23 protein-coding genes are annotated in these 22,105 nt (G+C 50.0%); 20 read left to right on the plus strand and 3 right to left on the minus strand.

The window, feature by feature from the left end:
• Positions 1-7: 7 nt before the first annotated feature.
• The 7 genes from AC50Y3_RS03290 to AC50Y3_RS03320 all read left to right on the plus strand — a co-directional run bounded on the left by AC50Y3_RS03290 (position 8) and on the right by AC50Y3_RS03320 (position 7,601).
• Positions 8-502 carry an acyl-CoA thioesterase gene (locus AC50Y3_RS03290; RefSeq protein WP_494817317.1) on the plus strand — a complete coding sequence of 165 codons (495 nt, stop codon included), beginning with the start codon at positions 8-10 and terminating at the stop codon, positions 500-502.
• A gap of 59 nt (positions 503-561) precedes the next feature.
• Positions 562-1,356 (plus strand): thymidylate synthase, encoded by a 795-nt coding sequence (gene thyA, locus AC50Y3_RS03295; RefSeq protein ID WP_494817318.1) that lies wholly within the window; start codon positions 562-564, stop codon positions 1,354-1,356.
• Between the two features lie 15 nt (positions 1,357-1,371).
• Entirely contained in the window at positions 1,372-1,869 is a 498-nt protein-coding gene (locus AC50Y3_RS03300) for a dihydrofolate reductase (RefSeq protein WP_494817319.1), read from the plus strand.
• Between the two features lie 225 nt (positions 1,870-2,094).
• Positions 2,095-3,582 carry a glutamate synthase subunit beta gene (locus AC50Y3_RS03305; RefSeq protein WP_494817320.1) on the plus strand — a complete coding sequence of 496 codons (1,488 nt, stop codon included), beginning with the start codon at positions 2,095-2,097 and terminating at the stop codon, positions 3,580-3,582.
• A 68-nt stretch (positions 3,583-3,650) separates the two neighbouring features.
• A complete protein-coding gene (locus AC50Y3_RS03310; protein WP_494817321.1) occupies positions 3,651-3,968 on the plus strand; it encodes a hypothetical protein in 318 nt (105 codons plus the stop codon).
• Between the two features lie 57 nt (positions 3,969-4,025).
• A complete protein-coding gene (locus tag AC50Y3_RS03315; RefSeq protein ID WP_494817322.1) occupies positions 4,026-5,165 on the plus strand; it encodes a hypothetical protein in 1,140 nt (379 codons plus the stop codon).
• 12 nt (positions 5,166-5,177) lie between these two features.
• Entirely contained in the window at positions 5,178-7,601 is a 2,424-nt protein-coding gene (locus AC50Y3_RS03320; RefSeq protein ID WP_494817323.1) for a DNA topoisomerase 3, read from the plus strand.
• A 72-nt stretch (positions 7,602-7,673) separates the two neighbouring features.
• On the opposite strand, the gene AC50Y3_RS03325 is transcribed toward AC50Y3_RS03320, so the two are convergent.
• On the minus strand, positions 7,674-8,417 hold the full coding sequence (locus tag AC50Y3_RS03325) for an HAD family hydrolase (RefSeq protein WP_494817324.1): 744 nt from the start codon (positions 8,415-8,417) through the stop codon (positions 7,674-7,676).
• Positions 8,418-8,545: 128 nt separating this feature from the next.
• Between AC50Y3_RS03325 and AC50Y3_RS03330 the strand changes: the two genes are divergently transcribed.
• Positions 8,546-8,686, plus strand: coding sequence for a hypothetical protein (locus AC50Y3_RS03330; RefSeq protein WP_494817325.1), 141 nt, complete (start codon positions 8,546-8,548; stop codon positions 8,684-8,686).
• An 88-nt stretch (positions 8,687-8,774) separates the two neighbouring features.
• Here the strand turns inward: AC50Y3_RS03330 and AC50Y3_RS03335 are convergent, their stop codons facing one another.
• The gene (locus AC50Y3_RS03335) at positions 8,775-8,996 is read right to left on the minus strand and encodes a hypothetical protein (RefSeq protein WP_091215788.1); all 222 of its coding nucleotides are present in this window, start codon (positions 8,994-8,996) and stop codon (positions 8,775-8,777) included.
• Between the two features lie 172 nt (positions 8,997-9,168).
• Between AC50Y3_RS03335 and AC50Y3_RS03340 the strand changes: the two genes are divergently transcribed.
• The 12 genes from AC50Y3_RS03340 (at position 9,169) to AC50Y3_RS03395 (ending at position 21,022) form a co-directional block, all read left to right on the plus strand.
• Positions 9,169-9,894: a phosphonate ABC transporter ATP-binding protein gene (locus AC50Y3_RS03340; protein WP_494817326.1), complete on the plus strand. Its 726-nt coding sequence runs from the start codon at positions 9,169-9,171 to the stop codon at positions 9,892-9,894.
• Positions 9,891-10,391 (plus strand): GNAT family N-acetyltransferase, encoded by a 501-nt coding sequence (locus AC50Y3_RS03345; RefSeq protein WP_494817327.1) that lies wholly within the window; start codon positions 9,891-9,893, stop codon positions 10,389-10,391. The genes AC50Y3_RS03340 and AC50Y3_RS03345 overlap by 4 nt, the downstream gene beginning before the upstream one ends.
• A gap of 53 nt (positions 10,392-10,444) precedes the next feature.
• Entirely contained in the window at positions 10,445-11,056 is a 612-nt protein-coding gene (locus AC50Y3_RS03350; RefSeq protein ID WP_494817328.1) for a DUF3298 and DUF4163 domain-containing protein, read from the plus strand.
• A 20-nt stretch (positions 11,057-11,076) separates the two neighbouring features.
• Positions 11,077-11,670, plus strand: coding sequence for a response regulator (locus tag AC50Y3_RS03355; RefSeq protein WP_494817329.1), 594 nt, complete (start codon positions 11,077-11,079; stop codon positions 11,668-11,670).
• 104 nt (positions 11,671-11,774) lie between these two features.
• Complete coding sequence (locus tag AC50Y3_RS03360; protein WP_494817330.1) at positions 11,775-13,448, plus strand: APC family permease; 1,674 nt, start codon at positions 11,775-11,777, stop codon at positions 13,446-13,448.
• A 286-nt stretch (positions 13,449-13,734) separates the two neighbouring features.
• Positions 13,735-14,394 (plus strand): MOSC domain-containing protein, encoded by a 660-nt coding sequence (locus tag AC50Y3_RS03365; RefSeq protein WP_494817331.1) that lies wholly within the window; start codon positions 13,735-13,737, stop codon positions 14,392-14,394.
• Positions 14,395-14,444: 50 nt separating this feature from the next.
• Entirely contained in the window at positions 14,445-15,464 is a 1,020-nt protein-coding gene (locus AC50Y3_RS03370) for a phosphotransferase (protein ID WP_494817332.1), read from the plus strand.
• A 130-nt stretch (positions 15,465-15,594) separates the two neighbouring features.
• The gene (locus tag AC50Y3_RS03375; protein WP_494817333.1) at positions 15,595-16,515 is read left to right on the plus strand and encodes a polysaccharide deacetylase family protein; all 921 of its coding nucleotides are present in this window, start codon (positions 15,595-15,597) and stop codon (positions 16,513-16,515) included.
• Between the two features lie 227 nt (positions 16,516-16,742).
• Positions 16,743-17,753, plus strand: a complete 1,011-nt coding sequence (locus AC50Y3_RS03380; RefSeq protein ID WP_494817334.1) for a 2-oxoacid:acceptor oxidoreductase family protein — start codon at positions 16,743-16,745, stop codon at positions 17,751-17,753.
• A gap of 38 nt (positions 17,754-17,791) precedes the next feature.
• Positions 17,792-20,098, plus strand: a complete 2,307-nt coding sequence (locus tag AC50Y3_RS03385) for a thiamine pyrophosphate-dependent enzyme (RefSeq protein ID WP_494817335.1) — start codon at positions 17,792-17,794, stop codon at positions 20,096-20,098.
• Between the two features lie 79 nt (positions 20,099-20,177).
• A complete protein-coding gene (locus tag AC50Y3_RS03390; RefSeq protein WP_494817336.1) occupies positions 20,178-20,468 on the plus strand; it encodes a hypothetical protein in 291 nt (96 codons plus the stop codon).
• Between the two features lie 26 nt (positions 20,469-20,494).
• Positions 20,495-21,022 (plus strand): hypothetical protein, encoded by a 528-nt coding sequence (locus tag AC50Y3_RS03395; RefSeq protein WP_494817337.1) that lies wholly within the window; start codon positions 20,495-20,497, stop codon positions 21,020-21,022.
• Between the two features lie 94 nt (positions 21,023-21,116).
• Here the strand turns inward: AC50Y3_RS03395 and AC50Y3_RS03400 are convergent, their stop codons facing one another.
• Positions 21,117-22,103 (minus strand): YpdA family putative bacillithiol disulfide reductase, encoded by a 987-nt coding sequence (locus AC50Y3_RS03400; RefSeq protein ID WP_494817338.1) that lies wholly within the window; start codon positions 22,101-22,103, stop codon positions 21,117-21,119.
• Between the last annotated feature and the right edge of the window lie 2 nt (positions 22,104-22,105).

The following is a 22,105-nucleotide window of genomic DNA, read 5'->3' on the forward strand; positions in this document are numbered from 1 at the left end:
GCCTGCAATGACGAGCGAAGTGTTGAAGAAGACCACGGACGAATCGAGATCAACGATGATGCAGCTGATCTTCCCGTCGGATACGAATTACCACGGAACGATGTTCGGCGGTAAAGTCATGGAGTACATGGATAAGATTGCGGCGATTACGAGCATGCGTCATGCACGCGGACCGGTCGTAACCGCATCGACCGATAGTTTGGATTTTGTTGCGCCAATTAAAGTCGGCGATATGATCGACGTCGTAGCTTTCGTCACATGGACTCGTAAAAGCTCGATGGAAATCTACGTGAAGGTTCAAACCGAGAATGTCTATACGGGAGAACGCAAAACAGCTGTCACCGCCTTTTTCACCTTTGTTGCGCTTGATGAGCATGGCAAGCCGACCCCTGTTCCGGGCATAATTCCGCAGAATGAGGAAGAACAAGCGCTGCATCTGTCCGCACCGGATCGCTACGAACTTAGAATGCAGCGAAAACAGGACAGACAGAAGAGCCTTTAAATGTTAAACTAATAGGAAGCGGTTTTTTTGCAGAGAGATGGAGAGGGGGGAGACGGACGTTGAAAGCTTATTTGGATTTGCTTCAGGATGTCTTGGATAACGGGGTAGTGAAAGAAGATCGCACAGGAACAGGAACAAGATCCGTGTTCGGTCGACAGCTTCGCTTCGACTTGAATCAAGGCTTTCCGCTGGTAACGACGAAACGGATGCATGTGAAATCCATTATTCATGAACTGCTCTGGTTCCTTAAAGGAGATACGAACGTTCGCTACTTGCAAGAGAATGGCGTTCGGATCTGGAACGAATGGGCAGATGAGAACGGTGATCTGGGTCCGGTCTACGGGTCGCAGTGGCGGGCTTGGGAGACACCTGATGGTCGTCGTATAGATCAGATTGAAGCAGTAGTAGAATCGATCAAGAATAATCCGGATTCAAGGCGCCATATTGTCAGTGCGTGGAATGTTGCGGAGATCGACAATATGAAGCTTCCGCCGTGTCATTTTGTATTCCAATTCTATGTGGCTAACGGGAAACTCTCATGCATGTTGACGATGCGTTCATCCGATACGTTCTTGGGGCTGCCGTTTAATATTGCGCAATACGCGCTGCTCACCCATATGATTGCCCAGCAGTGTGATCTGGGTGTGGGGGAATTTATTTACTCCGGTGCGGATGTTCATATTTACAGCAATCATATTGAACAGGTAAAACTACAATTGACTCGTGAACCGCTGCCGCTGCCGAAACTGATCATTAAGCGGAAACCGGAATCGATTTTTGACTATGTCTACGATGACTTCGAAATTGCCGATTATCAGCATCATCCTACGATTAAAGCGGAAGTAGCGATATAAGGGAGGGTGCCAATCATGACAATTGCAATGATTGCCGCAATGGCACGCAACCGCGTGATAGGGATCGACAACGGCATGCCGTGGAGTCTGCCGGCTGAGATGGCGCATTTTCGGCGATCGACATCGGGCAAAACAGTCGTGATGGGGCGTAAAACGTTCGAATCGCTCAGCGGACCGCTTAAGAACCGTCGCAATGTCATCTTGACCCGCAGCATGGATTATAGGCCGGAAGGCTGTGAGGTTGCTCATTCCGCCCAAGAAGTGATTGCTCAGTATGGCCATAATGAAGGCGAAGAGCTTGTTATTATGGGCGGCGCAGAGATCTATTCGCTGTTTATGCCTTATGCGGACAAGCTATGGTTAACGGAAGTCGAAGCGGATGTGGCAGGGGATGCCTATTTTCCGACTTTCGATATGGATGAGTGGACAGTGCAGGATCGAGAGCATTTCTCGAAAGATGAGAAAAATGCATACGATTTTACGATCGTTACATATGTCAGGAACGCTCGCTAGTGCAAACTCGATTTGTTTGGCAAATGCCTAACATTATGTGATAAAGTGCAAATGATTGTACGGAAAATCCATTTATTGCGTTAGGCCAAGTTGCTAAGATATTGTAAATAGTTATCAGGTTTTATATGGTAAAGTTTGATATTGAATTCAATGTCGATTCCCGATATAGTTTTAGAGAGATAACGAACATTCGGTAATGGGAAAATGGATGGAGGAAAAGCGATCATGTCTACACCTACTGGATTTATGGACTACAAACGCGAGCTGCCTGCTGACCGCGATCCGCTGGAACGGATTAAGGACTGGGATGAATTTCATAAGCATTTTAGTGAAGATCAGCTGAGAACGCAAGGCGCGCGCTGCATGGATTGCGGTACGCCTTATTGCCATACAGGTATCGAGCTTCCGGGAGGCGCATCGGGCTGCCCGGTGAACAATCTCATTCCGGAATGGAATAACCTCATCTATCGTGGACTTTGGCGCGAGGCACTGGATCGTTTGCACAAAACGAACAATTTCCCTGAATTCACCGGTCGTGTTTGCCCTGCTCCGTGCGAAGGCTCTTGTACGGTTGGCTTGATCGGTGATCCGGTTACGATCAAAACAATCGAGCAATCCATCATCGACAGAGGCTTCGAAGAAGGCTGGGTCGTTCCGCAGCCACCGCTTATGCGTACTGGCAAGAAGGTTGCCGTAGTCGGCTCCGGTCCTGCGGGAATGGCTTGCGCGGCGCAGCTTAACAAAGCGGGCCACACGGTAACGGTATATGAGCGTGCAGATCGCATCGGCGGCTTGCTCACTTACGGTATTCCAACAATGAAGCTCGACAAGAAAGTGGTTCAGCGTCGCGTGGATCTGATGGAAGCGGAAGGCGTAAACTTCGTTACAAATGCAGAAGTCGGCACAAACGTACCGGCTGAGCAATTGATGAACGAATTTGATGCTGTTGTCCTTTGCGGCGGTGCTACGAAAGCGCGCGAAGTTGACATTGAAGGCCGCGATCTAAAGGGCGTTCACTTGGCAATGGATTATTTGAACGGTACCATTAAGAGCTACCTGGATTCCAACTTGGAAGACGGTAATTATATTTCGGCTAAAGATAAAGATGTTATCGTAATCGGCGGCGGCGACACAGGTACTGACTGTGTAGCAACAGCGCTTCGCCACGGTTGTAAATCGGTGACGCAATTCGGTACAGTTGGTAAAGCACCGCTAGTGCGTGACCAAGAGAAGAACCCATGGCCGCAATTCCCTAACGTGTATACGCTTGACTATGCACAAGAGGAAGCTCGCGCGCTTTATGGTGAAGACCCTCGCGCATTCTCCGTACTGACGAAGAAATTCGTCGGTGACGAGAACGGCAACCTGAAAGAATTGCACACGGTACAAATCCAGCGGACAGTTGATGAAACAGGTCGCAGAATCTATACCGAAATCCCGGGTACAGAGAAAGTTTGGCCGGCTGATCTTGTTATGATTGCGGTCGGTTTCGAAGGTCCTGAGAACACGCTGATTCAGAAGCTTGGCCTTGAGCAAGACCGTCGTTCGAATGTAAAAGCCGAGTATGGCAACTACAAAACGAGCGTTGACAAAGTATTCGCTGCAGGCGACATGCGCCGTGGACAAAGTTTGGTTGTTTGGGCAATCAACGAAGGCCGCGAGGCTGCGCGTGAAGTGGACCGTTATTTGATGGGAACAACGATGCTTCCTTAATGAAGCGAATCGGAATGCAAAGCGCCTACGGGCGCTTTTATTTCGTTTAACGAAGGAGTGGAAGAAAGATGATTCAATACGGTTCCGAGCAAATTACGCAACTGCGATTTATGACGTTTATTCCTCGTATCGAACGACGCGATGAGCAATGGATCGATATCGAGCTGCATATGATTGTGGATCAAGCCACACCTGTACCTGATGGATTAATAGATTTAACGGCATTAGTGATTTGTACGCATAGCGGCGTCATTGCTCAGATTGTACCGCTGGATGAGGGCTGTGATTGCGAGTTCCAGTTCACCTCGGATGAGAAGGAACAGATCACTGCGTATATTGAATCGGCAGAAATCCAAGGGCAGATTGCAAATCTCTCTATCGGTTAAGGTAAGATGTGGTAAAATGAGCTGTAGGTTATCGTTTCTTGGTGGGAGGAGATTCGATTGCGCACCACAGCTGCAGGTGTTCTTACGCCGACGGATATTCATAAAATCAGACATTATGTTCAGCATAAGTTCGGTGACTTGCCTAGCGAACGCCGTGCTGAGATTGTAGCGGATGCGATGCAGCGTATTGTCCTGCGACAATTACCTGCGTTTCCGCAGGAACAGAAGCTGAGCGTTTCGACCGAATTGATGCGTAGCATTGCGGTGCGGAATCAAATTCCCGTTCATGAGAAGCATATTTTTGAAGCATGCCTGAGGCTCGATTATCGTGATCCTCAGCTTTTCCATGCCCTGCACGAATGGGTGGAGCAGCGACTTGGCGTGACGATCGAAACGGATGTGTTCGAAGGGATTATCGATGAAGGCATTCATATTGCGAACTCTCCCCACTTGCAAGTTGAAGCCTGGGATGCTGTTATTGGCACAGTGGCAGGCTATTATCGGGCGCCGGATCGAATGGCAGAAATCATCGCGCTTCCTGGCAGCCGTAATGGCGCTGCAAGCAGCAGAACGAAGACGAGTAGCTATCTGTTCCTTACTGTGGCGCTAAGCGCATCAACGCTGTTCTATGGCTGGTGGACCCTGCGTCCGCCAACTGCTCCTGCTCAGCTCCCTAAGCTTGGACAACCTATCGTTGTGAGTCCGCCAATCCCCCAATCGCCTAATACTATCGTGCAGAAGTATAAGAATGAGCTGCCCGGTGAGCTGAGATATGTAGAAGTAAACAAAGAAAGGCTTGTTCGGTATTTGACGGGAAAATCTTCTTTGCTCGCAGAAGAGCCTTATTTTAGTGCAATCGTAAATGCGGCCAAGGAGCATGATATCCACCCGCTATTGCTGTTTGCCATAACCGGACAAGAACAAGCTTTTGTACCGAAGACGCACAAAGACGCGAAGAAAATCGCGAACAATCCGTTTAATGTGTTTCACAGCTGGAAAGAGTTTAATACAACAATCAGCGAGTCTGCGAAGATCGCAAGCAATACCATTGTACATAAAAGTCAAGGAAGACCTGACGATGTCGACGCACTCACTTGGATCAATACGAAATATGCCGAAGACGTCAATTGGTCGAAAGGCGTTAGAGCGATATTGGATGCGATGAAACGTCAGATTATGTTGGTTAACGAACGGTAAAGAGGCGATTGCTTGAAAACATTGATTATCGCAGAGAAACCCGATATGGGCCGGACAATCGCCGCTGTCGTAGAACCGAAGGCGCAGAACAAACGCGCTTATTTGGAGGGCGAGCACTACATTATTACGTGGGCGATCGGTCATTTGGTCAGTCTCGCAGAGCCGGATCAGTACGACCCTAAGTATAAGAAATGGAATGAAGCGGATTTGCCCATTATTCCGGATCGCTTCAAGCTGTGGCCTAATGCGCGGACGAAGGATCAGCTTGCTATCATTGGCGAGCTGTCGAAGCGCTGTGATCGGCTTGTTAACGCATGCGATGCCGGGCGTGAGGGTCAGCTCATCTTCCATCTCATCCGGCAATATTTGAAAATGCCGCAGCCGACAGATCGGCTGTGGATTTCCGATTTGACCCCGGAAACGATTCGCCGCGGGTTTGACGGGCTGCGCAGCGATCAGGATTATGATGATCTGACACGCGCTGCCAAAGCCCGAAGCGAAGCAGACTGGCTGGTTGGGATGAATGCTTCGCGGGCATTTACCATCCGACACAAAACGCTGTTGTCGGTTGGACGGGTACAGACACCCGTATTGGCGCTGCTTTACGATCGGCATAAAGAAATTACGGCTTTTGACAGTGAGACGTATTTCGTCGTTCAAGCTTCATTCCGTCAGCAGGATTTTACTTATAAAGGCGTCTGGCAAGGTGATCGCATCACGAAACGCGAGCAGGCTGAAGCGCTTGCTGCGAAGGTATCGGGGAAGCCGGCTAAGATTGTCAGCTTTACCGTAACGGAATCGAAGGAATATCCTTACCGGCTCTATGATTTGACGCTGCTGCAGCGCGAAGCGAACGGCAGGTACGGTTATCCGGCGAAGAAAACGCTCGATATTGCGCAGTCCCTCTATGAGAAACATAAAGTGATTACGTATCCTCGGACAAGCTCTAACTATGTGACGGAAGAGAACCTTCCAATAATGGGAAATGTTCTTAACATGCTTAAACAAACGTCTTACGGTGATTTGGCCAATGGTGCGGATCGCAGCAGGGTGCATAAAGGCAATAAGGCCGTTTGTAATCCGGCTAAGGTTGAGGATCACCATGCGATCTTGCCGACGCCGAAGCGTCCCGGCTCCTTAAGCACGGAAGAGCAGAACATTTATGATATGATTGTTCGTCGATTCCTCTCTCATTACTATCCTCCGGCTGTCTATAACAATCATGAAGTGTTGACAGAGGTGGAAGAGGAGCAGTTCCGCACACGTGCGAAGGAACAGCTGGATGCCGGATGGCGAGTCGTGCTTGGCGATCAGGATGACGGCAGCGCGAGCAAAGCAAAGAGCAAGTCGAAGAAGAAATCCGATGATGCGACGGACGATCAAGAGGATGATCTGGTTGAGACCGATCGTCCGTTCTCGGTTGACCCCGATGCGCCGGTGCATTGTGAAGGCGCAGATGCACTTGAGAAGGCGACGAAACCGCCGAAGCCGTATACGGAAGGTACATTGCTCAAAGCGATGGAGAGTGCCGGCAAATCGATTGAGGATGAAGAGCTTCGTGATGCGATGAAGCAAACGGGGCTGGGAACACCGGCAACTCGTGCCGCAACAATCGAGCGGCTGAAGTATGTCGGGTATATCAAGCCGACAGGCAAACGGCTTGATATCACGACGAAGGGCTGCGCAGCCATCGAGCTGATTCGCGGTGCCGGCGTCGAACTGCTCGCTTCGCCGGAAATGACGGGGCGCTGGGAGCAGCGTCTGCATCAGATATCGAAAGGCGAAGCGTCGGATGAGCAGTTCATTGCGAAGGTGAAGCAGTTTGCCGAGATGATTGTCGGCAAAGTGAAGCATCAGCGACAAGCAGATGCGAGCCTGTTCGAAGAGCCTGGGCAAGCCGGCGGGGAAGCTAAAGGCCGAGGCAAGGGAGCGCGAGCATCCGCTTCGGGCGAGAAAAGTACGCGAACATCTTCGAAGGAGAAAGCTGTGAAGTCGAAAGAGGCTGGCTCGAGCTCGGGCTCGGGTCCAGCCGCAAGAGGTACAGCTTCATCTCGATCTAAGTCCGCAAGCAACTTGGCGGCTGGAAGCAGCGGCGCCCAAGCTCGTTCTGCCACAGCCACACGAGCGGCAGCAACTTCGGAATCGGCGGCAAGCACGCCGAAGGTTATTGCAACTTGTCCTCGGCCAGGCTGCGGCGGTGAACTTGTAGAAGGTAAACGCGGTTATGGCTGTATGCGATTTAGGGAAGGCTGTACGTTCGTCATCTGGAAGGAACAACAGGGACGTCTCGTTACCGCAGCTATGGCGAAGGCGCTGGCAGTTAGCGGTACTACTAGATCCTCCACGTTCAAGAGGGAAGACGGAACCAGTGACACAGGCAAACTGGCGCTAGTGAATAACACAACCGGGGCAGTGGAATTTGTACCTGCCCAGTAAGAACGAACAAGAGGCTTGTCCTCACAGGAGTCATTGACTCTTGTGCAGGACAAGCCTCTTCTTGTTTGCTGGTTAGTTGGAACCGCGTTGATTCAGGTAAGTCTGAATACTTGTCGGAACATCCCGGAGCTGGTCCAGTGTGAGGAAGGCGCCTTTCGGCTCCACATCAATTCCGACAATATTGTACGCCCACTCGGAATCAGTCTTCATGTGGATAGCGTGTATGCCCGAAGTTAGGGCGGGAATCACGTCGGTACGAATGGAGTTACCGATCATCCAAGTCGATTTGCGATCGAATTTGCCGTCTCGCAATATGTTCTCCATCGCTTCGATATTCTTCATCGAACGCACATAGATGCGCGGGCCGAAATACCTTTCCAGCTGCATTTGCTTGATTTTACGTTGTTGAATCAACATTTCGCCGCCGGTGTAAAGGTGCAGCTCATGACCTTTGGAGGCCAATTCATCGAGCGTCTCCTCCATGAAAGGATAGGGTTCAACCTCATGATCGTAAACACTTCTTCCTAATTTCCACATCATATCTACTTCTACAGGGGATATTGCTCTCCCCAGTAGATCGGAGAAATGCTGGTAAGTTCCGATAAAGGATTGCGGGAAGTGATCGCTCTTAAAGCCGGATACATGTACGCCGGCAATATCGATTTCGGTTTGTTTGTCACGGATTTCCTGAGCCGAAATTCCATAACCCCTGAACCAGTCTGTCATGAGATCTGTGAATTGATCAATGACGAAGTAAAAATACTTGTTGCAGTAAATAAGCGTATCATCGAGATCGAATAAAATACTTTGTTTCATCTTAGGCACGGCTCCTTCCCCAGATGATTTCCGCTGTGTAGATTCAATCTACCGCATCTTGGGATTCGCCGTCAAATCGAATAGTACTGGGAACATTTACAAATACTGTAGGTGGAGGTGAATGATGAATGCCAACAAATCGGAACAGCAATAAGAAAAACGGTGGAAGTGAATCGGAGGGGAGAAGTTATTCTTCCGAATTAAAGAAGCTGGAGAAATTAGCTAGCAGACCTTCAAGCTTAAACGGCATTAACAAACAGCTGCCTTAATACATACGGCAGGTTAGAAACAGGGAACAGTCTCTATATGGTCAGCAGCCAGAAGGCATCTGAGGACACATATAGAGACTGTGAGTTGTTAGGCATACTTATTTAATTTAGCAGTGAGATCCTGCTTAATATATGCGATTCTCTTACGAACATAGAAGTCGTAGCTTGCTCCTTTCAATTCGCGAGGGCTAATGACTTCATCAGCACTGTTGTCGATAATGGTCAAGGAGCCGTTGGAATAAAACTTAAAAGTTAGATCCCGGAATGGTCGATGCGTTTCGATAAATCGATAGTTTTCACAGTTATTCATGATGGTTAGCCTCCTCACAATTGGCGGGAATTTAGAACGTGTGTTCTTGTTTTTATTATAGCAAACATTTGTTCGTATGGAAACTATTATTTTTTTAACTTAAACTAGATTAATAGCTTACATAGATCACTTCGCATTCAATAGCAAATGCATTCATAAAGGAGCGCCACTCATGATAAAAGTCGATCAATTATCCAAACAAATTCCGGGCGGGCCGAAGGTGCTCTCCGGGATCAGCTTTAACATAGAACCCGGTGAATTCATCGCCATCAAAGGGGCGAGCGGAAGCGGTAAATCCATGCTGCTCCGATGCTTAGCGTTAAGAGAGTCATGGAGCGGCGGCTCCTATATCGTGGACGGCGTCGACATCCTCAAAAAAGGTCTGCTTGGCAAAATGAAAATCCGTCGCGAGATGGCTTATCTCGAAGAGAAGCCAACCTTAATCGGCAAACGGACCGCGCTCAAGAACGTATTAATCGGCACCGCGCATCAAACACCGATTTGGCGCAGGGTAACAGGCATGATCCGCAGCGATGACTATATGGGTGCCATGGATATGATCGAGAAGATGGGACTACTCGAGAAAGCGCATCAGAAGGGCGATAAGCTGAGCGGCGGAGAGAAGCAGCGTATTGCTATGGCGCGCGCTTTGGTACACGGTGCCAAGACGTTGCTCACCGATGAACCGGTATCTGGACTAGATCCGCATGCGGCAGAGCAAGTCCTCTCCGATTTGAAGAAGATGTGCCGGACGCAAGGGATTTCGGTCGTGGCAGTCATGCATCAGGGTGACTGGGCAGAACGGTTCGCAGATCGAATTATCGGCTTGAACAACGGGAAGCTCGTGCTGGATATCAAAGGCAGAAGAATGACGGAGCGGGAGAAAATGCTGCTGTGAGTACTTCCGTAACCTACGAGCTGCGTCCGATTGAACCTCATGAGCTGGATGCCGCACACAAGCTCGAGCTGGCTTGTTATTCAGTTGAAGCGGCGGCAACCCGTGAATCGTTTTCGTTCAGACAAAAACATTTCCCAGGCTATTTCTGGTCCGCTTGGCTGAACAACGAGCTAATTGGACTCTCGTGCGGTGTTCGTACAGCGGAGAGCAGCTGCGAGAGCGATGCGGTCAAGAGTGCGCACAGTGCTGTGAGCGGTGGGAACCATCTCGTGATTCTGTCCGTTGCAGTCGCTACTGAGCATCGTTCCAGCGGAATCGGGACTGCACTTATGAGAGCGCTTATCCAGCAAGCTGAAGCCGATCAGCTCGCTACAATCGTTCTTATGTGTGAACCGCATCTAATTCCTTTCTATGAAGGATTAGGGTTTGCGTATGTAGCTGTTTCGGCATCCACGCACGGGGGCATTGAATGGCACGAGATGAGAAGAGTCATCTAAATAGGAATCGGCATACAATGGAGCATTAACCTAGAATAGGCAGGTGTTCCATCATGGCATTCCAGTTTCCGGCCGTTATCCATGCTTCCCGTGTCACGTTCCCGAAAGCCGAGCTTTGGGTTCCGGTCGTAAGCGGACTTCATAATACAGCGGCCCGCAATACGATTAACGGTAAAATACGCAGAACGGTAAGCGAGCTTGTGCAAAATCAAGGCTCTCTTGAGGATCCGCGCGCTGATATGCAAGGCTATTTTGAGATTAAGACGAACGAGAAGGACATTCTAAGCTTATCGTTGTTTAATTATGCCTTTACGGGCGGAGCACATGGGCTGACGCTTCAGGAGTCTCTAACGTTCGATACGGGCAGCGGCAAGTCATACACGCTGTCTGAGCTTTTCAAACCAGGCAGCAACTATGTCGGCAGGCTTTCCGATATCATCAAGGCTCAAATCGATGAAAGACAAATCGCCACGTTAGAGCCATTCCATTCAATTCGGCCGGATCAGCCTTTTTATATCGCGGATCGCTCGCTTGTCATTTATTTTGCGTTATACGAGCTTACTCCTTATGCTTTCGGGTTTCCGTATTTTCCGATTTCCGTCTATGACCTAAGCGATATCATTAATCCGAACGGACCGCTTGGCCGAATGGATGTGAACAATTAACTGTATTAGAGGAGATCCTTATGATTTATGTTCTCATATTGCTGCTAATCTGCGTTATTCTGACTATTACCCTGATCAGACGAAGACAGCACGAGAATAATAAACCGGTCATTGACCGTAACCATCAAAGCCAGATGTATCAAGTCCAGACTCAGCAAGATCCAGCGGAGCTTAATCGGCCATCGAATGCCGAATCGGATGCGCGAGGTAGCTGGCCGACGTGCAGTATTCTCATTGTTGACGACCAAGCGGCAATCCGGATGCTGCTCCGAGAATTGTTCGAGCTTGAAGGGATGAAAGTCTATGAGGCGATCTGCGGTACGGATGCGATTGAAACCGTTCGTACGACAGCGATTGACTTCATTTTGCTTGATTTGAAGATGCAGGATATGGATGGAATAGAAGCGCTCCATGGCATTCGCCGATGGAATGAACAGGTGCAGGTTGCGATGATTACAGCATTCGGGGATCCGCTTAAAATGGAGGAAGCCAAACAGCTGGGCGTGCAATCGTTTTTCACCAAGCCGTTTGATATCGAGCAAGTAAAGAACCGGGTGTTGAACAGCTTGAGGAAAAAGGATTGCAACGTTGAGCATAACCCTCCAATTGAATAAACATGTAAGATTTAATCCGTCCGGGCAGCTTCGATGCCGGCGGATTTTTTAGTTGTGCTGATGGGATTGCCGCGCTCATAGAGTCAAGTATGGGGGTGGCGACTTTGTTTTTGCTATGGGCTGGTTGTATGATTTTCGCATGTGCATGTGGTCTCGCCCTCTTCATCGCACGGACGGCGGAGCGCGGCGCAAAGCGGTCCTTGCACCAATCCCTGCATCACTTCTCGCCCTATGTGCGCTATATGCAGGATAAGCATGATCTGAACGGAATCGGGTTTGCGCAGCAATTGACTCGGCATATGGGCGGACGATCCTTGTTTGGGCTGTCATTTAGCTCCTTATCTTTTATCGGGGGAGCGGCTCTGCTGCTTGGCCCTGCTTTAGCTGCCGGTGGTCCGGCGGTCATCGGAATCGGTTGGCCGATTCTTACTTTCCTCGGTATCGTGTCGGCAAGCTCTATTGCTGCACTTGCTTCCGCCGTGCCAACTGCAGGCGGTTGTTATCACTGGGCATTATCCGCGGGCGGACGCCGAATGGGCTTATGGTCGGGCTGGCTGCATTTCCTGGGTACGATCATCATGCTGGTGACGACAAATCTGCTGCTGGCAGATTGGATATATAATGTGATGGTTCAGCGTTTAGGTTATGCCGGCGGCGGGGAGTTGTACTATGTGCTCCTTATTGTTCTGTTTCTCACGCAAGCTCTACTGAATGTGAGAGGGGTTCATTCCCTTGGCAAACTAGCAGGAATATCTTCCGGGCTGCAGCTGTTGTTAGGGTTGATGATCCTTCTATTCTTCGTTGCAGCAGCTTGGCCGGCTAACTATCCGTTTCAGATGTTGTCCGGCACGGACCCAATTGCAGGCATCACGGCCAAAAGCCGGCCTGTGATCTTAATCGGGATGCTTATGCTGCAGCGACTGTTTCTGGGCAGCGACTTTGCAGGTCAGATGGCTGAGGAAACGAAGGACCCTCGGATTAACGTCCCGTGGTCGATTTTCTTCTCATCCGTTGCGCTTGGTTTATTTGGCTTTATATTGTTCGTGCTTGTGTTCATGTTTTTTCCGCTCGGTAATGAAGGGTTAGCCGCTTATTCAGACATCAGTACTTGGTTCGTGACGCTCTGGACCAAATGGGGAGCGCTGAGCAATGCAATCCTACTGCTGCTAATTGTTTCGTTTGTATGGATGAATGGAAATGCGTCTATGGCGGCAGCGACACGTACGTTGTTCGCCATGGCAAGGGATGAAGCCGTGCCGTATCCAGGCAGACTATCCGCGGTGTCCGTACTATATCGTACTCCGCTTCGCGCGGTGCTTGTTGTATCTATTGCTGCAGGTATATCTTCTTTGGTGCTCAAAGCGTTAGCAGCCGGTGCGATGACTCCGCAGCACACACTTGCGCAACTGATTTTATTAAGTGTAGGAACGCTGCATATCGCACTGGCATTACCAATTGGAGCTAAGCTATATGGGGAAATAACGCACAGAAATCTTTCGAAGCTAAATGGACCGTGGAACCTTGGAGCGTATGGGAAGTACGTCGATTCGATCGCGATAATATGGCTTGCAGGCAGCGCAGCATCCGCATTTGTATTTCTGGATCCCGTTCTTCTCCTATACTTAGCTTTCGCAGTGTTGATAGGCGGCCTATTCATCGAGTGGAAATACCGTGCTTTGCTCAAGAAGGTTCCGTTCAAGGTTGTGGGCTCGATTCGATTCAGCCGAAGATCGATAGATGAATGTATCAGAATTGAAAGAAAATTCCCGCAACATTAGAAATCCGCAAAGATCCGCTGCTTCACCTCATATTGCGTGGTTCGAAAATGGGGAAATATAGACGCTGTCCACGGAAAATATTTCCCCAAATGCTCGCAACTATTTCCCGGGGAAGCGCATGAAACAACATGAAAGGAGCACTTTCGACACGATCTGTAACAACATGATCGATTAGGGGAAATCGTGTCAAAAACGCTATTATTAACGGCATTAAAGATTGCAAAGCTTCCATATTCCGGCTTATAATTCGTTGTAATATACAGTTCTCGTTGAAGGAGGAGCAGGTTTGGAGCTTGGAACATTGATTTCGATTAATACGGCTTTACCGGAATCCGTACAATTCGGTAAGAAAGATATAAGCACGGGCATCAATAAGAACCCGGTTGGAGAGCAGCCTATTTATCTATCTCGTACCGGCCTGAAGGGTGATGGGCAAGGCGATCTCGTCTTTCACGGCGGCGCGGACAAGGCTGTTTGCGTATACCCGGCAGAACATTTCCCATATTGGGAAGGACGATGGGAGCGCGAAGTTCTCCCAGGTGCTTTTGGCGAAAATTTCACCGTTTCCGCACTGACGGAGCATGAAGTGTGTATTGGAGATGTTTGGAGCGTAGGCGAAACCGTGGTCCAAATCAGCCAACCGAGACAACCTTGCTACAAGCTCGGGATGAAGCATCAATTGCCGGACCTCGCGCTTGAGGTGCAGACAAACGGCTATACAGGTTTCTACTTGCGCGTGCTTACAGAAGGTCATGTAAAGCAAGGGGACAAGCTGCTCTTAACGAGGAGGCATCCGGCTGCAATTACGATTGCAGAAGCAAACCGAGTCATGCACATCGACAAACAGGACAAAGCTGGTATGCTCGCGCTGCTGGCTATCCCGGAGTTGTCGGAAAGCTGGCAGCAAACGCTGACTAAAAGGTTGGATAAACTAGCGGCCGAATAAGAGCATTTGCAGAAGGTTGTCATGGTGACCGACAGGGGGCAGCAGCTTACATGGTTCAAATCATAGAGGGCGAATATGCGGAATACTTGAAAGCTTATACGCTTAATTCCAATCGGAAGCTTGTACAAGAAGAGAGCGGGATGAACAATACAACTCGCATGGTTTACTCCGGTGCGGACAAGTTCGTGCTCCGCATATATGAGAACCATCGTGACGAAGCGCTAATTATAACGGAGCATGCGATATTAAATGAACTCGAGCGGCAGAAGTTATCATTTGAAGTACCTCGACCGGTTCTCAATCGCGCAAACAACTCGATAACGATTGGCTCGGACGGCAAGCTGGCAGCCTTATATCGGTATATTAACGGGAACAGGCCGACACCTGAGCTTGATTCGCATATAGCCGGTCTTGGCCATGCGGCCGGAGAACTTTCTAATGCGCTGGCCCATTTAACTTTGAATCCGGAAACAGTGCCTCAATATAAACCGTATTACGAGCTCGAAGAAAACCACGGCTCGATGACGCGAGATGTTCTAATGGGGTTGTGTGAACGCTCTGAACGACTCTTAAATAGCCGAGAGAAGCTGGATGAACTTCTGCGTGAGCGCGAACAATTAACGGCGTTAAGAGAACAGCTGGCTTCTCATCCGGAGCAATGGATCCACGGCGATATTGTGTTTACGAATGCTGTAGCAGTTGGAGATCAGATAACGGGTCTGCTGGACTTTGAATTTTGCACGATCGATGCAAGAGCCATGGAGCTCGCTGTTGCATTAGCCGAGTTTCCAAGTGAAGACCATGAAGAAGCCCTTCGGCGCATAAAGCTATTTTGCAGCGGCTATGGTGAAGCGGCGAAACTGACGGAAGAAGAAGTACTGATGCTTCCAGCGTTAATCAAACTGCGGATGATCGACGTCTGGCTTCATTTTGCCGGCAGGTTATTCGCAGGATTGGATTCGGACGCTATATGGCAGGAACAGATTAATCGCGCATCTTTCGTTTGCGGATGGGTCGATCGTTGGCATGAAGAGCTGATGAACTCGTTTCGTCGTCATTTGATCTCATAGGACATGTAAGGCCGATCTATCTCCGCAGCGGAGAATGATCGGCCTTGTTTTATTCATATAGATAACATTATAATGTGATATTTCGGAAAACCGGAAGCATTCATGCTGAAGCGGATGGGGAGGCATGCAAATGAAGAGTACGGCTGAGCTGCTGGGTTACGGTCCGAATGATCGATTGTTGATTATAAACGCGGATGATTTTGGCTTGTGTCACTCCAGCAATAAAGGCATTCAGAAGCTGCTTGAGGGCGGAATTGTCTCATCGGCTACCATTATGATGCCTTGCGCCTGGGCAAGAGAAGCGGGGGTATGGAGCGCCAGCCATACGCTCATGGATGTAGGCGTCCATTTCACGCTGACAAGCGAATGGGATGTGATGAAATGGGGTCCGGTTTACCGCGGCGGATCAACGGAGTCACTAGTAACGACGGAAGGGTATTTTCACCGGGATTCCAAATCGTTCGAGCGCAGGGCTGACGCGGAACAGGTGAAACAGGAGCTCATCGCACAAGTTGAGATGGCGCTGCAGATGGGCGTTAATGTGACTCACACGGATAACCATATGGGTAGCTTGTATGGACTGCAGACCGGCAGACATTTTCTGGGGGAAGTGTTTGATGTGTGTGCGGGCTATCGGCTGCCGTTTCGGCTTCCGCGGTTCTTGCAGCTGGAATCGGGCGCACCTGCGCCACCGGAGCTGGCTTTGCAGGCACTTAAACATGCAGCAGAAGCTGATCGCAAAGGAGTCGTCGTTCTGGACTATCTCGTGGCGCTGCCGTTTCAATCGAAGCCCGGGGAAACATATGCTGAGTTTAAAGCTCAGATGATTTCCCTGCTGAAACGGTTAAAGCCAGGCGTATCCGAGCTAATTATCCATCCGGCGCTTGTGACTGACGAGCTGAGCGCATTTCACTCAGAGCCGCTGAAGCGTGGGATGGAAATGGATATTTTCCGTGATAAAGAAGTACAAGATGTGATGCATCACGAGGGAATCAAACAAATCGGCTGGAAGGAATTAAGGCACTATCAGCGCCGCAATTCGCGGCCATGATTCGGGAATGCAGGGCTGTCCATGTCGGAAATGAACAGCTGCTGTGTTAGCTTTGTTTATTGAATTGGGACAAGCTGTACTAGAACAGCATCAGGAACATTCGTCTGTATTACTGTTTTTGCGGTCCTGTTTAGGAAAGAAACGCTATTCGCCACTTCCATGTAATGGTATACTGATAGTTGTGAATTATATAAGTATTCAGTTAATTCGGGAAGGGAGTGGAGCAAGTGGCGGTACTTCCAAAACAGAATGATCTTGGATTCTTTGAAATTCGATTGGAATCAATAGGCGGATTGGGCGCTAACTTGGCCGGAAAGATGTTAGCTGAAGCGGGTGTAGTTGGAAGCGGTTTCAATGGGGTCAGCTTCTCCTCCTATGGATCAGAGAAGAAAGGCTCGCCGGTAAAGGCGCATATTCGGTTCTGCGATATGGAGACGAATATCCGCGACACGACACCGGTCGAGCGCCCTCATATCGTTGGGGTGTTTCACGAGAACTTGTCCAAAACCGTTAATGTAATCAGCGGGATCTACGAGGACAGCATGGTGCTGGTGAATTCTAGCAAAACAACCGATGAATTGAAGCAGAAAATGAAATTGTCCGCTGGTACACTCGCTGTAATTGATGCTACAGGCATTTCGCTCGAAGAGAACAATCGCGTGAACATGGCGATGCTTGGCGCTTTATTCCGACTCTGCACCTTCCTGGATTTTGAGCATATGAAAGGAATTATCCGGAAGTCGCTGGAGAAGAAATATCCGCAGGCTGTCGAACCGGCACTGCGAACGTTCCAACGCGGGTTCGATGAAGTGAAGTTTCAGACGTACGTGCTTCCTGAGGGCGAGAGCATGCCTCAGCCGACACGGTGGGATGTTCCGTCACTCGGCTACGAGACGCAGCCAATGGGCGGGATGATCATTAATCCCGGGAACAGCGTGCTGAAGGATATCAGTATTTCAAGGCAAGGCATGATGCCTCATTTTGACGATGAGAAATGTATTCACTGCGCAGCTTGCGACACTGCGTGTCCGGACTTCTGCTTCGTATGGGAAGAGCAGCCGGATAAGAAGGGTCGTCCGCAAATGTTTCTGCAGGGAATCGATTACCAATATTGCAAGGGTTGCTTGAAATGCGTCGTAGCTTGTCCGACCGAAGCGCTTGCTTCTGAACGCGAGACGGATGGTTACGGCGAACAACACCGAGTGCCGCACAAGTTTGATTGGGCAAAAGCGAATTAACGTCGTGTAGGGTTTGCACGGAAGAGAGGAGCGATACAATGGCCATTGAAATCAACAAAGAAGTGAGCAGAGGTAAAGTAGAGCAGCGTATGGTCTATGAGTCAGGGAATGAGATGGCGGCGTACGCCGCACATCAAATTAACTATCACGTTATGGGCTATTTCCCAATTTCACCTTCAACCGAGGTTGCCCAATTCCTCGATCTGATGAAAGCGAACGGGCAGCATGATATTAAATTGATTCCCGCAGACGGCGAGCATGGTTCCGCAGGAATTTGCTATGGCGCGTCCGCAGCCGGCGGTCGCGTATTTAATGCGACAAGCTCCAATGGGTACTTATATATGCTGGAGCAAATGCCGGTCCAATCCGGTACGCGTTTCCCGATGGTTATGAATCTCGTATGCCGTTCGGTTTCCGGACCGCTCGATATTCATGGCGATCATTCCGATTTGTACTTCGCACTCAATACCGGCTGGCCGATCTTGATGTGCCGCGATCCGCAAGCTGTGTATGACATGAACATTATGGCGCTTAAGCTTGCTGAAGATCCGCAGGTGCGTCTGCCTGTTCTTGTCGCTTCAGACGGTTACTTCACTTCGCATCAGAAACGCCGCGTTCAAACCTTTGCTCATCGCGCCGATGTACATGCTTTCGTCGGCGAGCATTCGCCGGAAGGCTTCAAGCATGTGCTCGACCGCAACAATCCGATCACCGTTGGTCCTTACATGAACGAACCCGATTATATCAACAACTGCTATCAGCAGTCGATGGCGATGTATAACGCAGGCGAGGTGTTCGATCGTATCCGCGCCGAGTATGCGGAACTAACCGGACGCGACTATCCGATTCTGGATCAGTATCGGATGGATGATGCTGAAGTCGCGGTGTTCTTGATGAATTCCGCATCGGAAATCATTAAAGACGTCGTGGATCAGCTGCGTGCGAAAGGGATTAAAGCCGGCTCGATTGCGCCGAATATGATTCGTCCGTTCCCTGCGAAGCAAATCGCCGAAGCATTGCGAGGCGTCAAAGCGGTCACGATCGGCGATCGTGCAGATTCCTATGGCGGCCATGGCGGCAACATGACGAATGAAATTAAAGCGGCGCTGTTTACGCAAGGCGTTCGAGACACGCTCGTCATCAGCCGGATTTACGGCTTGGGCGGCAAAGATTTCTACGCGGAAGACGGGCATCACCTGTTCGAACTGGCTATCGAGGCGGCACAATCAGGCAAAGTCGATGTTCCGTTCGACTATTGGGGCCACACGCCGGGTGATCCGGATAAGGCGCCGAAGCGCGTCCTTGAACCGCTCAAGTATGAAGAGCTGAAGACAGGACTGATTACGGTTGACCGTGATGAGACTACCGGCAAGCTGAAGGTTAAGGTTCCCCCAGTACGCCAGCTGACGAAGAAACCGAAACGGCTTGCGCCGGGTCATGGAGCTTGTCCGGGCTGCGGTATCTTCTCCGGCTTGGAGTTATTCTTCAAGGGGATTGAAGGCGATATTGTCGCCCTCTACCAAACCGGCTGTGCAATGGTTGTAACGACCGGTTTCCCGTACTCTTCGCATAAAGCGACTTATATCCATAACTTATTCCAGAACGGTGCTGCAACGCTGTCAGGCGTTGTTGAGATGTTCTGGGAACGCAAACGCCGCGGCGAGCTGGATCAATACGGCTTGAAGGATGATTTCACCTTCGTCATGATTACAGGCGACGGCGGGATGGATATCGGGATGGGTCCTGCAATCGGAAGCGCGTTGCGTAACCATAAGATGATCATTCTGGAGTACGATAACGAGGGATACATGAATACGGGCGCTCAGCTGTCGTATTCCACGCCGCTTGGACACCGAACTTCTACTTCCAACGTAGGCAAACATCAAGGCGGCAAGCTGTTCCATCACAAGGATACGGCGCAAATTATGGCAGCTACGAACATTCCGTACGTATTTACAGGCTCGGAATCGCTGCCGCAGGATCTGCTCCGCAAAGCGGCTAAGGCGCAATATTATGCGCAGAATGTCGGACTTGTGTATGGGAAAATCCTCATTTCTTGTCCGCTGAACTGGCTTTCGGAGGAGAAAATCGGTCAAACCTTGATCGATGAAGCCGTTAACACATGCTTCTTCCCGATGTATGAGGTTGAAGAAGGCGTCACGACGATTACGTATAACCCGGAAGAAAAGGGGAAACGAATCCCGCTTGGCGACTGGCTTAAGAATATGGGCAAAACCAAACATATGACGCGCCCGGAATATGCCGAAGCGCTCAAGTCGTTCGAGGATGAAGTGGAACGCCGCTGGCTCCGCCTGAAAGCGAAACACGAGAATTTATACTTGTAGGATCTGATAGGCGCGGCGGCGAATAATCGGCCGCGCCTTTTGTTTTGAACTTTACCATGAGAAGGAGAGCCGGAGCACAATGCCCATCGTATTGCGTCATCGCATGACCGGAGAAATCGCATGTGGAATGCTGAGAAATGTGTATGATTTTGCATACTATGGCGCTCTCTGGTGGGAGGATATAAATGCGGCGGAACAGCTTGCCGAGCAGGCCCTTGTCGAGAGGGGTTTCATCGAACCATACGCAGACTGGGATCTTCTTGAAGTGAAGGAAGAGCGGTTAAAGCTGTTTAATGTGAAGCTGAACAATAATCCGGCTAGAAAAATAGTGCTAGAGCAAGATGGAGCCATCACGCTGCTGAAGTCATAGTGTTAGTGTAGGAGGGTAAGAGGCGAATGGATGTGACGGATCATTCCTATTTTCAGCAGATCAAAGGGCTGAGCTCTGATGTGGAAATAGAGGCGTTCGGCCTGGAGCTCAGATCGGGAGGATTCACGGCAATTCGAAGATTTCTGGATGACTTCCGGCAGTATTTACGTGCATTTACCGATGAGGAAGGTGAGTTTGCGCTAGAACTGCTGCGGCGCGGGCAGCTTGCAGTACCCGAGCCAGGCCGGACAAGCCCGTCGTGGACTTACATTTGGCGCGAATTCACAGGCATCATTCGGACTAAGCGGCATGTGTTTGAATCCATATCGGAGGACCAGCGGAGCGGGGAATGGCAGGTGCTGCTCGATAATCCGTTCAGCAATCAGAACATCACGGTTTATCCGGCATTAACCTTCATCGAAGCCGTTTATATGTTTGCGTATTTCCGAACGGAGCTGCTGCATAATGAATATATCCGGCTGCAGAAGATCGCGACGGTGATGACCTTCCAGGGTATCGATGAGGACGGCGTTCAGCCAATCGTGAGTTTATAAAGGTACCAAAAAGGCTTTGAATCTACCGAAAGCGGCTGCGCCGGTTCGGGATTCAAAGCCTCTTTCATTTGCTTAACATAGGCGTCTGTGATTACTACGATAATGCGCCTGTTCGCAAGAGATGCGCGGCGATCTTCCGACCATGGAAACGCCCGGATTCGATAAAGATCTCATTGGCTTCCCGCCGCGAAGCGACAACGCCGGCCAAATAAATACCCGGAACATTGCTCTCCATCGTCTCATCGTTGAAGGTCGGGTAACCTTCTTCCTCGATCGTTACGCCAAAGGAGGCAAGAAATGCACGATCCGGATGGAATCCGGTCAAAGCAAGCACGAAATCATTCGGCAGCTCGTCGCATCCGATGTTGCTTTCGATCGTGACGCTTCGCGGATGGATCGCAATGACGCGGGAAGCGAATCGCATCTGGATGCGGCCTTTCGAGACGAGGCTCTCGAAGATTGGGCGCACCCATGGTTTGATGCTCGAAGAATATTGCTCGCCACGATAAACGACGGTGACCTTCGCGCCAACTCGCTCAAGCTCCAGAGCCGCATCAATCGCCGAATTGCTGCCGCCGATAATGGCGACCTGCATGCCGGTGTAGGGATGGGCTTCGCGGAAGAAATGCGTTACTTTATCGGACTGCTCACCGGGAATACCAAGCTCATTCGGATGATCGAAGTAGCCGGTCGCGATGATGACGGCTTTGGCGTGATAGCGGTGTAACTCGCCGTGACGGTTGGAGCTCTCTAAGACGAAGCTGCCATCATGCTGCGGATGAATTGCCGTAACGGCTTCATACGCATTTATGCGAACCTCACGCCGCAGAGCAACGCTGCGATAGTAGTTGAGCGCTTCAACGCGAGACGGCTTCTCGTTCGCAGTCGTAAACGGTATGCCGGCGATTTCGAGCAGCTCCGGAGAGCTGAAGAAGTGCATGTAGGTCGGATATTGCGATATCGAATGAACGACATTGCGCTTCTCGATCATAAGCGGGTCGATGCCTATAGCCTGCAATTCAATAGCTGCAGCTAGTCCGCATGGACCGGCACCGACGATGATTACTTGTTCGTTATGCATAA

The organism is Paenibacillus sp. J22R98 (assembly GCF_059383835.1).

Excerpts from the sequence above, each read along its gene's own strand:
- AC50Y3_RS03310 (WP_494817321.1), top strand. The coding sequence starts at position 3,651 with ATGATTCAATACGGTTCCGAGCAAATTACGCAACTGCGATTTATGACG.
- AC50Y3_RS03335 (WP_091215788.1), bottom strand. The coding sequence starts at position 8,996 with ATGAATAACTGTGAAAACTATCGATTTATCGAAACGCATCGACCATTC.
- AC50Y3_RS03350 (WP_494817328.1), top strand. The coding sequence starts at position 10,445 with ATGGCATTCCAGTTTCCGGCCGTTATCCATGCTTCCCGTGTCACGTTC.
- AC50Y3_RS03370 (WP_494817332.1), top strand. The coding sequence starts at position 14,445 with ATGGTTCAAATCATAGAGGGCGAATATGCGGAATACTTGAAAGCTTAT.
- AC50Y3_RS03395 (WP_494817337.1), top strand. The coding sequence starts at position 20,495 with ATGGATGTGACGGATCATTCCTATTTTCAGCAGATCAAAGGGCTGAGC.
- AC50Y3_RS03375 (WP_494817333.1), top strand. The coding sequence starts at position 15,595 with ATGAAGAGTACGGCTGAGCTGCTGGGTTACGGTCCGAATGATCGATTG.
- AC50Y3_RS03290 (WP_494817317.1), top strand. The coding sequence starts at position 8 with ATGACGAGCGAAGTGTTGAAGAAGACCACGGACGAATCGAGATCAACG.
- AC50Y3_RS03340 (WP_494817326.1), top strand. The coding sequence starts at position 9,169 with ATGATAAAAGTCGATCAATTATCCAAACAAATTCCGGGCGGGCCGAAG.
- AC50Y3_RS03355 (WP_494817329.1), top strand. The coding sequence starts at position 11,077 with ATGATTTATGTTCTCATATTGCTGCTAATCTGCGTTATTCTGACTATT.
- AC50Y3_RS03385 (WP_494817335.1), top strand. The coding sequence starts at position 17,792 with ATGGCCATTGAAATCAACAAAGAAGTGAGCAGAGGTAAAGTAGAGCAG.
- AC50Y3_RS03300 (WP_494817319.1), top strand. The coding sequence starts at position 1,372 with ATGACAATTGCAATGATTGCCGCAATGGCACGCAACCGCGTGATAGGG.
- AC50Y3_RS03400 (WP_494817338.1), bottom strand. The coding sequence starts at position 22,103 with ATGCATAACGAACAAGTAATCATCGTCGGTGCCGGTCCATGCGGACTA.
- AC50Y3_RS03330 (WP_494817325.1), top strand. The coding sequence starts at position 8,546 with ATGCCAACAAATCGGAACAGCAATAAGAAAAACGGTGGAAGTGAATCG.
- AC50Y3_RS03390 (WP_494817336.1), top strand. The coding sequence starts at position 20,178 with ATGCCCATCGTATTGCGTCATCGCATGACCGGAGAAATCGCATGTGGA.
- AC50Y3_RS03305 (WP_494817320.1), top strand. The coding sequence starts at position 2,095 with ATGTCTACACCTACTGGATTTATGGACTACAAACGCGAGCTGCCTGCT.
- AC50Y3_RS03325 (WP_494817324.1), bottom strand. The coding sequence starts at position 8,417 with ATGAAACAAAGTATTTTATTCGATCTCGATGATACGCTTATTTACTGC.